A 10614-nucleotide genomic window follows, 5' to 3' on the forward strand; every position below is an offset into this window, starting at 1 on the left:
TAAGAAACCTTTGACATATTGATACCCAAGCCGATACAGCGCGGCTTGCACGATTTTCATCCCAAAGGAGTCCGTCATGTTCCCCGTCGCAAAAACCACTCTCTTCCGCCCCCTCGCCGCCGCCCTGTTCACTGCCGCATTGCTGGCGCCTACAGCCCATGCCGCCAGCAATGCCGGCGAAGCGCTGAGCCGCATCGAGGCCGACGGCTACGTCGCCACGCACGAACTGGCGCTGCGCCACGGCCTATGGACGGCTTCTGCGACGACACCGGACGGCAAGCTCATCTCGGTGATCCTCGACCCCGCCAACGATACCGTGACGCCAGTGAGCCGTGACGCCTTCGGCACCACCCTGCCCACTGCCCAGGCGGCCAAGGATGCGCTGCAGCTCGCAGGTTACCGCAACATTCGCGACATCGAATTCGACGACGGCTTCTGGGAAGCCGAAGCACGCAAGCTGAACGGCGAAAAAGTCGATCTCGTGCTGCACCCGGTCACGCTGGAAGTGCTCAGCGAAGTGGGCGAATACACTGCCAGCAACAGCACTGCGGGCGGCACCCGGCTGACGGCAAGCGAAGTCCGCGCAGCGCTCGAAGCCGCCGGCTATCGCGCCATCCGCGATCTCGACTTCGATGACGGCGTATGGGAAGCCGACGCCACCAACCCCGCCAACCGCCGCGTCGAACTCAAGATCGACCCGGTCAGCGGCCAGGTGCTGCGCGAAAAGCTCGACGACTGAGCTGGAGCGCATCCTGAAACACAGGCGCAGAAGGCCTGGAGGCCTTCTGCGCTTGCGCTGCCGTAGAATGGCCGCTCCAATCCAAGCACATCACGGAGCACGACCATGCTGATGACCACCACCGCTTCGCTCGACGGCCATCCGGTGCGCCAGTATCTCGGCGTCGTCAATGGCGAAGCCATCATCGGCGCGAACATCTTCAAGGACATGTTCGCGTCGATCCGCAACGTCGTCGGCGGCCGCGCCGGTGCCTACGAGCGCACGCTGTCCGACGCCCGCCGCATCGCGATGGACGAGATGCAGGCCGAAGCGAAGAAGCTCGGCGCCAACGCGGTCATCGGCATCGACGTCGACTACGAAGTGCTGGGCGCGGACAACGGCATGCTGATGGTGTGCGTCAGCGGCACCGCCGTGCAGGTTTGAGCGGCATTTCCGCCTCGCGCAGCGTCGCCACCCGCATCCTGGGGCTGGACCCCGGACTGCGCATCACCGGCTTCGGCCTGGTGGACCAGCTCGGCAGCCAGCTGCGCTACGTCGCCAGCGGCTGCATCAGGACCAAGGACGGCGAACTGCCCGGCCGCCTCAAGACCCTGCTCGACGGCGTGCGCGAAGTCATCGCCACCTATCAGCCCGACGTCGTCGCGGTCGAGAAGGTCTTCGTCAACGTCAACCCGCAGTCCACGCTGCTGCTGGGCCAGGCGCGCGGCGCGGTGATCTGCGGCGCGGTCTCCTGCGAACTGCCGGTGGCCGAATACACCGCGCTGCAGGTCAAACAGTCGGTGGTCGGCTACGGCAAGGCGGCCAAGGAGCAGGTACAGCACATGGTGCAGCGCCTGCTGGCGCTCGATGCCTGCCCCAGCCCCGACGCCGCCGACGCGCTCGCCTGCGCCATCTGCCATGCGCACGGCGCGCAGGGGCTCGGCGGCATCGCAGGCCTCGGCACGCGGCGGCGCGCGGGCCGCATCCTGGCCTGAGTAAAAAATATCTGCGCGGATATTGCGCCGGACGGCGAGCCTCTCTATAATTCGCGGCTCTTGATCGACGGAAACGCCGATCCGCCGCAAGGCACCGGGGGTATAGCTCAGTTGGTAGAGCAGTTGACTCTTAATCAATTGGTCCAAGGTTCGAGTCCTTGTGCCCCCACCAGACAGCATGAAAGGCCGATTCGAAAGGGTCGGCTTTTTCAATCCCGGCCCTGAACGGTCCGGGAGCAGGCAGGAACTGCCCATGTGGCTCAGTGGTAGAGCACTCCCTTGGTAAGGGAGAGGTCGGCAGTTCGATCCTGCCCATGGGCACCAGGTTGCAGTACCTGGCCAGCCAAGGTTTTACGCGGGAATAGCTCAGTTGGTAGAGCGCAACCTTGCCAAGGTTGAGGTCGCGAGTTCGAGACTCGTTTCCCGCTCCAGAACGGCGCAGCCACGCACGAGATCGGTGGACTGCAGGGAAAAAGGAGCTTCGGCTCCTTTTTTCGTTTCTGAACACTGCAAACTCCTCGCGCAAAGCACACTGACCACAGTTTTTACGTGAAAATATTCGACACCTGATCGATAATATTTCCGTGGAAACAATCCCACCCATCAGGGGAGCGCCATGAAGCAAGGTGCAGCAAGCAAAGCCAACCCCGGTGAAGTGCTGGCGAAGGCCACGGCCAGAGCGGGCCATCTGCTGGGGCTTTCAGGTGCGGCGATCGCACGTACCATCGGCGTCAGCGAGCCTACCGTCTCGCGCATCCTGAAAGGCGACAAGCGCATCGATCCTGAATCGAAAGAAGGCGAGTTGGCGCTGCTTCTGGTGCGCGTCTACCGGTCGCTGGATGCGCTGGTGGGCACGGACGACCGGAAGCGCCTCGCATGGATGAACAGCCCCAATGATGCGCTCGGCGGAGAGCCCCGCAAGCTTGTCCAGAAGGCCGAAGGGCTGGTCGCCACGCTGAACTACCTCGACGGCATGCGGGCACCCTCGTGACGGCCTGGGACTCGAGCTGGTTCGATGGCTCGATTTCCGTGCGCAGCATGGATGCGTGGCGCGGCGTCGAAGCGCAACATGTGGTTTCCACGATGCGCCTGGTGGATACACCGGAAGAACAGGGCCTGCTGGAATCGCTACTGGAAGGCAGCAAGCCGGCACTACCGCATACGGCCCGCCCCAAGCATTACCTGTTGATCACCCCGTTCCGCTACAACCCCACCCACGCGAGCCGCTTCCGCGCCCCCAGGTCGAAAGGCCAGTGGTACGGCGCCGAGAACATCTACGGCGCATGCGCCGAGGTCGCATATTGGCGGCACCGGTTCATCATCGACAGCGCGGGCCTGCAGGACGAAGTGTTGCTCACCGAGCACAGCTTCTTCCGGGCCAGCATCAAGGGACTGTCCATCGACCTGATGTCCAGGCCCTGGGTGCAGGCGCGCGCCGCATGGACACATGGCGGCGACTACAGCGCTACCCACGCCGTGGCCGTCGCTGCCCGGGAACGCGAGGTACAGTGGCTGAGCTACGAGTCGGCGCGTGCCCCGACGGAGCGCTGCGCCGTGGCATTCGACCCGGACAGCCTCTTCGAGCCCGGCCCATCCCTCGATCGGACGATCCAGCACTGGGCCTGCAAAGCCTCCCGGAGGTCGGTGATGTTCACCGGGAATGGCCAGAGCTTCGTCTGGAACTTCTGATGCCGGCCAACGAAGACTGGCATGCGTCCAGCAAACGCCGAGGAGCGCCGCCTGCCCGCCGGATCGCTAAACTTGCAGGCATTCCATTCCTTCTCCAATACAACCACGCTCCATGCAGAAGCCCATCCTCATCGCCGTCACCGGCGAACCTCATCCCGAAATCCGCCATTCCCGAGATTCGGCAGGCGATTTCAGCGACTGGATTGCCGCCGGATTGGGGCCATCCACCCCGCACCGTTGCCTGGATGCACGCACCAGCCCGGCCCTGCCGAATCCGGTGGACATCGCGGGCGTGGTCGTCACCGGCTCGCACGCGATGGTGAGCGAGCGCGCCGCCTGGAGCGAGCGGCTGGGGCAATGGCTCAAGCGCTGCGTGGATGCGGAGGTGCCGGTGCTCGGCATCTGCTACGGCCACCAGCTGCTCGCCCATGCGCTGGGCGGACGGGTCGGCGACCATCCGGCGGGATTGGAGATCGGCACCCACGCCGTGGAGTTGACACCTGCCGCCCGGCAGGACCCCTTGTTCGCGGCCTTGCCCGAAAGTTTCCCTGCCCAGTTCGTGCATCGGCAATCGGCGCTGGAGCTGCCGCCCGGCGCCACCCGGCTGGCACGCAATGCGCATGAGCCGCATCAGGCGTTTCGCATCGGCAAATGCGCCTGGGGCGTACAATTCCACCCCGAGTTTTCCGCTGCCGCGATGCAAGGCTATCTCGACCGGCTCACCCCGGCATCCGGCGCCACCGCCCATCCGACACCCGAAGCAGCCAGCCTGCTGGCGCGATTCGCCGTGCTGGCACTCGACGGCCCGCAAGGCAGCCGGGAAGGCACGTAGGCGGCCCATCACGGCACGACCCAGAAACACTGACCGACGAACACACGGCCACCATGGACGTCACCCCGACCTGCTGCCTGAGAAAACCCAGCGCGGCAACATCTGGCGGCTTGCCATCGCGCAGGCACTGGCCGGCGCGAACGCGGTGGTGCTGGAGAGCCACCGGCCAGAAGAGAAGACGCGGGTGCAGTCGTTCAACGACTTCATCGTGTTCGGCCTGATGGCGCTGGGTTCGTTCTCGTCGGGCGGACTGCTGCCGGCCTATGGCTGGAACACGGTGCTGTGGGTCTCCTTCGTGCCGCTCGTGCTCGCAGTGGTGGCACTTGCGCTGGCGGCGAGGCGGCAAATGCCCGACGCCGCCGGCACACCTTCCACGAATGGATGACGCCGCATCACGAAGACCGCAGCCACGCCACCGTAGCGATGCCCAGGAGCGTCATCACCACCGACCCCGCGACATGAATGGCGACCGCGCCCATCGCCCCTGCGTACAGGCCCCGCTGCAACAGATGAACGATCTCGGCCGAGAAGGTCGAGAAGGTGGACAGCCCACCGCAGAAACCGGTGATGACCAGCAGGCGCCATTCGGGCGACAGGCTGGGCATCTGGGCGAAAAAGGCCACGGCCAGGCCGACCAGGTAGCCCGCGATCAGATTGGCCGCCAGCGTGCCGGGCGGCATGGCGGGAAACAGGCTGTTGAGCTTGAGACCCAGGCCCCAGCGCAGGAGGCCGCCGAGCACCGAGCCCACGGCAATGGCGATGATGGGTTTCCACATTGCTGAATCGTCCTCATCATTCTTTTGTCATCGAGGACAGGCAGCGCATACCTACGCGGCCTGCCCGGCCAATCGTAGGCATCATCAGCCGCACGCTGCGGCGGTTAATGGAGGAATGCCATCTCCGCCCGCCAGTATAGCGCCTCACGACAAGCGCCAGCACCAGCATGAGCCGCAGTTCGGCCGTCACGTAGAAACCAGGTTCAAACATGGTCCAGGGTTTCGAGCAATTCTTCCGTCGTCATGCTGCGGCCAAAGTGATGCACGACCTGCCCGATGACGTGCGCCTGCTGCTGCGCAGTGAATGCGGGGGCGGCATCGCTGATCACGGTGACTTCATAGCCGAGATCGTGTGCGTGGCGCAGCGTCGATTCGACACAGACATGCAGGGCGAAGCCGAGCAGGTACAGATGGTCGATGCCGTTGTTGCGCAGGTAGGGATCCAGGTTGGAGTTGGTGATGACGCTGGCCCCCGAACGGCCCGCGACGACGAACTCTCCACGCCGGGGTGCGAAAGGCTCCGGAAAGCGCACGCGCTCGGCGTCGCGCCAGGTACCGGCAGCAGGTATGGCCCCCTTGAGGCCCGACTTGCCATTGCCCTTGCCGAAAACCAGGTAGCCGGGGTCTTCGGTCAGCATCAGGCCCGCATGCACGATGTTGGCATTCAAGGCCCTGGCACGCGCGATGATTCTTGCGGCATTTGCCACGGCGGTGTCGAACAGGGCCCGGTCCTGCATCATGCGCTTGAGCGGCCCGGTTGCGTCCAGCCATTCGTTCTGGAACTCGATGAACACGAAGGCACTGCGAGCAAGCCCGGACCTGCCGACGGGCGCCGGGGATTCGGTGGAATGAGTTGCGGTCATGCTTGATCTCCTTGGTGAAGGCACAAAGAACGGCCGGGGCGTCGCGGTTCCGCGCATTTCTGCTGATGGCATGTACGTGTTGGCGACAGGTATTCGGTGCGGCACGCATTCGAACACTGAAATACAGCCAGCTACATATTTACCGCAATGATGTGTCCTGTGTCTTGAAAGCTTCCTATCCAGCTGTCCGGATGTCCTGGAACTACTGCGTCACGCCTGCCTGATGCAGCCTGCCCATGAGATGCGTCAGCAGTTGCCGCTCCTCCGCGCTGAAATGGCGCATCAGGTTCGCCACCCACGCGTAATGCGCGGGCAAGGCCTTGCCCAGCAGCGCATCGCCCCGCTCCGCCAACCGCAGCAGCCAGGCGCGGCGGTCGCGCGGATCGGGTTCGCGCTGGCACAAGCGTTCGCCCTCCATGCGGTCGATGATGCGCGTCATGGTCTGCGAAGTGACGCCCACACCCTGCGCCAGCGCGCCCACGCTCAGGCCCGCGGGGTTGCGCTTGAGCAGGATCAGCACGAAGAACTGCGACTGCGACAGACCGCCATTGCGGGCGAGGTTGCTCTCGAAGGCAGACAACATCTCCTTGGTGGCAGAGGCCCAGAGCAGCCAGGTGTGCAGGCCATCGACGTCAGGGTTGCCATAGGCTTCCCCGAAGGCCGCGAGGGTGTCGTAGCTGGGCAAATCCTTGAGTTCGAACATGGAATTCATCCTTGGCTTAAATGTAGCTTACTACATGAATAGGCCAAAGCACGAATCCGATTTCCAGATCCGCTGAATGCCACGGGCGCAGCCCCCGGCGGCAGTCCTCTTCAGGCACAGGCGCCGAGGCCAGTTCCGAACCGGTAGCCGCACGCCACGCGCCAAGGAAACGAAACTGGCCCGGCTCGGGCGCACGGTGCGGGACGGCTGCCAGCGCTTCGCCGCCTGATACCAGCTTGTATTCAATAACCAAAGGATGTCCGGTCGGTGAGCGGGGCTGATCGGACAGTTTCCATGCTTTCGAACGCGGATCGGCATGAGCTGGAAGCCTTGCCGCCAAGTGTTGCCAGCCCTCGGGCATTCGTGGATAATGCGCCGCACTGATGTCGCGGAGCTTCATGAAGCTCCGCCAGATCAAACAGTTACAGATGGGCTCAGGCGTTCTGCCGGCCCTTTCGGTTTCAAGGTCGGGGCTCGAGCGGGCCTCGATTCAGGAGTGGTAGTTCAGTTGGTTAGAATACCGGCCTGTCACGCCGGGGGTCGCGGGTTCGAGCCCCGTCCACTCCGCCATGCTCATCCCGGGAAAGGGCTGCGATCACACGCAGCCCTTTTCTTTTTTCGTCCCACTGCATCCATCCTGCGTCATCCCTTCTTGCCGGCGGCTTCGCATACGGCCGTCTCGCCCATGTCCCGCACACGCGGACGCGGCACGGCTTCCTGCGGCCAGGTCGCCCAGTCGGGATCGGGCAGTTCGGCGAACACCCGGCGCAGATTGGCGCCCCACTGGTTGTGGATCATGTCGAAATAGGGGTTGTCGCCGTCGATGCTGACATGGCGCGTCACCTTCAGGCTGTCGCGCCTGTAGATCAGCAGGTCCAGCGGCAGGCCGACGGACAGGTTCGAGCGGATCGTCGAGTCCATCGAGATCAGCGCGCACTTGGCCGCCTCGTCGAGCGAGGTGCGGCAATTGACCACCCGGTCGACGATCGGCTTGCCGTACTTGGATTCGCCGATCTGGAAGTAGGGCGTGTCGCTGGAAGCCTCGATGAAGTTGCCTGCGGCATAGATGCTGAACAGCCGCGGCGGCTCGTCGGCGATCTGGCCGCAGAGGATGAAGGAGGCGTTGAATTCGACGCCGAACTGCTGCAAGGCCTCGGCATCGCGCTGATGCACGCGGCGAATGGTGTCGCCCACCAGGCGCGCGCATTCGAACATGGTCGGCGCGCTCCACAGGCTCTGCCGGTCCTGCACCGCCGCGTGCTCGCGCAGGATGTTGATGACCGCCTGGGTGATGGCGAGGTTGCCGGCGCTCATCAGCACCAGCACCCGGTCGCCGGCACGCTCGAAGACGGTCATCTTGCGGAAGGTGTTGATATGGTCGACGCCCGCGTTGGTGCGGGAATCGGACAGACAGACGAGTCCTTCGTCGAGGCACATCGCAACGCAATAGGTCATGCGGGCAGTCCTGTCGGGTCATTGTTCGGCGCCGCCGGCCCACGAGCAAACCAGGGGCGCCGCCAGGAAGCGTTCAGGCGGCGACCGGAACGAGAAAGTTGTCGCCGATGCGGTCGCCCAGCCGGTTGATGCGCTCCAGGAAGCGCTCGAGCCAGGGATGCAGGCCGGTGTCGAAGATATCGTCCATGCGGCCGTAGTGCAGCGTGGCGTGAAGCTCGCCGGCCTGGCGCGCGGCTTCGGCCGAGTGCAGGTTGGCGATCTCGCCGAGGATGTCGTTGACCTCGTCGACGCAGGCATGCAGCGAACGCGGCATGGCGTGGTTGAGGATCAGCAATTCGGCGACCTTGTAGGGGGTGATGACGTCGCGGTAGACGTGGCGGTAGGTCTCGAAGGCCGACACCGAGCGCAGCAGCGCGCCCCACTGGTAGTAGTCGGTGGTGCCGGTCGGACTCTCGGTCTGCGGCAACAGGTTGTGGTACTTCACGTCGAGCAGGCGCGCGGTGTTGTCGGCGCGTTCGAGGAAGGTGCCCAGGCGCACGAACTGGAAGGCATCGTCGTGCAGCATGGTGCCGAAGGTGACGCCGCGCAGCAGGTGGGAGCGGAACTTGACCCACTCGAAGAACTCGCCGAGGTCGGTCACCTGCAGCTTTTCCGGGGTCATGTCGCGGATTTCGAGCCAGGTGGCGTTGGTGGTTTCCCACATTTCCGCGGTCAGCGTGCCGCGCACCGCGTGCGCATTCTCGCGCGCCGCGCGCAGGCAGTTCCACACGCTCGACAGGTTGTCGCGGTCGAGCACGACGAACTCGATGACGTCGCGCGCCGTCAGCGGCCGTCCGCTGCGGGCGTAGGCGTCGGTCAGTTCGCTGATGGCGAGGATCGCGCCCCAGCCGTCGTCGCTGCTGCCGTTGTTGCGCGGCAGCAGCGACATCCGGTAAGAAACGTCGAGCATGCGCACGGTGTTCTCCGCACGTTCGGTATAGCGCGCCATCCAGTAGAGGTGATCGGCGGTACGGCTCAGCATGATCGTTCTCCCGGTTTCATCGGATATGGGGTACGGACGGGGACAAGCGGCTGAAGGCAGGTGAGCGGCCTCAGCCGACCACCCAGGTATCCTTGGTGCCGCCGCCCTGCGAGGAATTCACCACCAGCGAGCCGGCCTGCATCGCCACCCGCGTCAGGCCGCCGGGCACCATGCGGATCTCCTTGCCGCCCGACAGCACGAAGGGGCGCAGGTCGATGTGGCGCGGCGCGATGCCGGCATCGACGAAAGTCGGACAGGTCGACAGCGACAGCGTCGGCTGGGCGATGTATTTCTCCGGCGCGGCGATGATGAGCTGGCGGAAATGCTCGATCTCGGCCTTGGTCGCCGCCGGCCCGACCAGCATGCCGTAGCCGCCGGCGCCATGGACTTCCTTCACCACCAGCTCGGGCAGATGGGCGAGCGTGTAGGCGAGGTCCTCCTCGCTACGCAGCATGTAGGTGGGCACGTTGTTGAGGATGGGTTCCTCGCCCAGGTAGAAGCGCACCATCTCCGGCACGTAGGGGTAGATCGACTTGTCGTCGGCGACGCCGGTGCCGACCGCATTGGCCAGCGTCACCCGGCCGGCGCGGTAGGCCGACATCAGGCCGGGCACGCCGAGCATGGAGTCGGCGCGGAACACCTGCGGATCGAGAAAATCGTCGTCGATCCGGCGGTAAATGACGTCCACCCGGCGCGGCCCCTGGGTGGTGCGCATATACACCGTGTCGTCCTTGACGAACAGGTCCTGGCCTTCGACCAGTTCGACCCCCATCTGCTGGGCGAGGAAGCTGTGTTCGAAGTAGGCGCTGTTGTAGGCGCCCGGCGTCAGCAGCACCGCGGTGGGGTCGAGCACGCCCTCGGGCGCGACCGCGCGCAGCGTCTCCAGCAGCAGATCGGGATAGTGCTCCACCGGCTGCACGCGGTAGCGCGAGAACAGGTCGGGGAACAGCCGCATCATCATCTTGCGGTTTTCGATCAGGTAGCTGACGCCCGAGGGCACGCGCAGGTTGTCCTCCAGCACGTAGTACTCGCCCTTGCCGTCGGCGCCCGCCGCGCGCACCAGGTCGATGCCGGCGATCATCGCGTACAGCCCGCCAGGCACGTCCACACCCTTCATCTCGGTGCGGAACTGGGCGTTGTTCAGTACCAGTTCGGACGGCATGCGGCCGGCGCGGAGGATTTCCTGATCGTGATAGACGTCGCTCAGGAAGGCGTTGAGCGCCCTCACCCGCTGGCGCAGGCCGGCTTCGAGTGCCGTCCATTCGTCGCCCGGAATGATGCGCGGCAGCAGGTCGAACGGAATCAGCCGCTCCTTGCCGCCGTCGGCGCCATAGACGTTGAAGGTGATGCCGACGCGATGGAAGGCGACGTCGGCTTCGCCGCGCTTGCGCTCGATGCGTTCGCGCGGCATCCGTTCGAGCCAGTCGGCATAGCTGCGATAATGCGCGCGCACCGAGCCGTCGGCGGCATGCATTTCGTCATAGGGTTTCGCTACGGTCATCTTGATGTCTGCGATCATTGTCGGGCTCCCTTGCGCGCTACCACAGCAGAAAGCGTGCCAA

The 10614-nt window shown here is 64.8% G+C and carries 14 protein-coding genes, 4 tRNA genes and 1 riboswitch; of the genes, 11 read left to right on the forward strand and 7 right to left on the reverse strand.

Going from position 1 to position 10614, the window contains the following annotated elements:
* Window positions 1-76: 76 nt before the first annotated feature.
* From ACNQFN_RS21470 to ACNQFN_RS21515, 10 genes are all read left to right on the forward strand, one after another.
* A complete protein-coding gene (locus tag ACNQFN_RS21470; protein ID WP_068635801.1) occupies window positions 77-739 on the forward strand; it encodes a PepSY domain-containing protein in 663 nt (220 codons plus the stop codon).
* Between the two features lie 105 nt (window positions 740-844).
* Window positions 845-1162 (forward strand): heavy metal-binding domain-containing protein, encoded by a 318-nt coding sequence (locus ACNQFN_RS21475; protein ID WP_068635802.1) that lies wholly within the window; start codon window positions 845-847, stop codon window positions 1160-1162.
* On the forward strand, window positions 1159-1713 hold the full coding sequence (gene ruvC / locus ACNQFN_RS21480; protein WP_068635803.1) for a crossover junction endodeoxyribonuclease RuvC: 555 nt from the start codon (window positions 1159-1161) through the stop codon (window positions 1711-1713). The genes ACNQFN_RS21475 and ruvC overlap by 4 nt, the downstream gene beginning before the upstream one ends.
* A gap of 96 nt (window positions 1714-1809) precedes the next feature.
* Window positions 1810-1885, forward strand: a tRNA-Lys gene (locus tag ACNQFN_RS21485).
* 77 nt (window positions 1886-1962) lie between these two features.
* A tRNA-Thr gene (locus tag ACNQFN_RS21490) sits at window positions 1963-2037 on the forward strand.
* 31 nt (window positions 2038-2068) lie between these two features.
* A tRNA-Gly gene (locus tag ACNQFN_RS21495) sits at window positions 2069-2144 on the forward strand.
* 185 nt (window positions 2145-2329) lie between these two features.
* Window positions 2330-2704 (forward strand): antitoxin Xre-like helix-turn-helix domain-containing protein, encoded by a 375-nt coding sequence (locus ACNQFN_RS21500; protein ID WP_068635804.1) that lies wholly within the window; start codon window positions 2330-2332, stop codon window positions 2702-2704.
* Window positions 2701-3402, forward strand: coding sequence for an RES family NAD+ phosphorylase (locus tag ACNQFN_RS21505; RefSeq protein ID WP_418647516.1), 702 nt, complete (start codon window positions 2701-2703; stop codon window positions 3400-3402). The genes ACNQFN_RS21500 and ACNQFN_RS21505 overlap by 4 nt, the downstream gene beginning before the upstream one ends.
* A 112-nt stretch (window positions 3403-3514) precedes the next feature.
* The gene (locus ACNQFN_RS21510) at window positions 3515-4234 is read left to right on the forward strand and encodes a glutamine amidotransferase (protein ID WP_068635805.1); all 720 of its coding nucleotides are present in this window, start codon (window positions 3515-3517) and stop codon (window positions 4232-4234) included.
* A gap of 184 nt (window positions 4235-4418) precedes the next feature.
* Window positions 4419-4619, forward strand: coding sequence for a hypothetical protein (locus ACNQFN_RS21515; RefSeq protein WP_418647517.1), 201 nt, complete (start codon window positions 4419-4421; stop codon window positions 4617-4619).
* Window positions 4620-4626: 7 nt separating this feature from the next.
* Here ACNQFN_RS21515 and crcB read toward each other — a convergent pair whose 3' ends face one another.
* From crcB to ACNQFN_RS21535, 4 genes are all read right to left on the reverse strand, one after another.
* Window positions 4627-5010: a fluoride efflux transporter CrcB gene (crcB, locus tag ACNQFN_RS21520; RefSeq protein ID WP_068635807.1), complete on the reverse strand. Its 384-nt coding sequence runs from the start codon at window positions 5008-5010 to the stop codon at window positions 4627-4629.
* A gap of 68 nt (window positions 5011-5078) precedes the next feature.
* Window positions 5079-5145, reverse strand: a riboswitch (Fluoride riboswitch).
* A gap of 68 nt (window positions 5146-5213) precedes the next feature.
* A complete protein-coding gene (locus ACNQFN_RS21525) occupies window positions 5214-5873 on the reverse strand; it encodes a cysteine hydrolase (RefSeq protein WP_418647518.1) in 660 nt (219 codons plus the stop codon).
* Between the two features lie 202 nt (window positions 5874-6075).
* Window positions 6076-6576, reverse strand: coding sequence for a MarR family winged helix-turn-helix transcriptional regulator (locus tag ACNQFN_RS21530; protein WP_418647519.1), 501 nt, complete (start codon window positions 6574-6576; stop codon window positions 6076-6078).
* Window positions 6577-6592: 16 nt separating this feature from the next.
* Window positions 6593-6976 (reverse strand): hypothetical protein, encoded by a 384-nt coding sequence (locus tag ACNQFN_RS21535; protein WP_157659109.1) that lies wholly within the window; start codon window positions 6974-6976, stop codon window positions 6593-6595.
* Window positions 6977-7069: 93 nt separating this feature from the next.
* Between ACNQFN_RS21535 and ACNQFN_RS21540 the strand changes: the two genes are divergently transcribed.
* Window positions 7070-7146, forward strand: a tRNA-Asp gene (locus tag ACNQFN_RS21540).
* Window positions 7147-7218: 72 nt separating this feature from the next.
* Here ACNQFN_RS21540 and ACNQFN_RS21545 read toward each other — a convergent pair.
* The 3 genes from ACNQFN_RS21545 to ACNQFN_RS21555 form a co-directional block, all read right to left on the reverse strand.
* The gene (locus tag ACNQFN_RS21545; protein WP_068635810.1) at window positions 7219-8031 is read right to left on the reverse strand and encodes a proteasome-type protease; all 813 of its coding nucleotides are present in this window, start codon (window positions 8029-8031) and stop codon (window positions 7219-7221) included.
* Between the two features lie 73 nt (window positions 8032-8104).
* Complete coding sequence (locus ACNQFN_RS21550; RefSeq protein ID WP_068635811.1) at window positions 8105-9052, reverse strand: alpha-E domain-containing protein; 948 nt, start codon at window positions 9050-9052, stop codon at window positions 8105-8107.
* A 70-nt stretch (window positions 9053-9122) separates the two neighbouring features.
* Complete coding sequence (locus ACNQFN_RS21555; RefSeq protein WP_418648947.1) at window positions 9123-10553, reverse strand: circularly permuted type 2 ATP-grasp protein; 1431 nt, start codon at window positions 10551-10553, stop codon at window positions 9123-9125.
* Window positions 10554-10614: the final 61 nt, after the last annotated feature.

Origin of the sequence: Thauera butanivorans, from assembly GCF_048398245.1 — a bacterium.
Classification (GTDB): domain Bacteria; phylum Pseudomonadota; class Gammaproteobacteria; order Burkholderiales; family Rhodocyclaceae; genus Thauera; species Thauera butanivorans.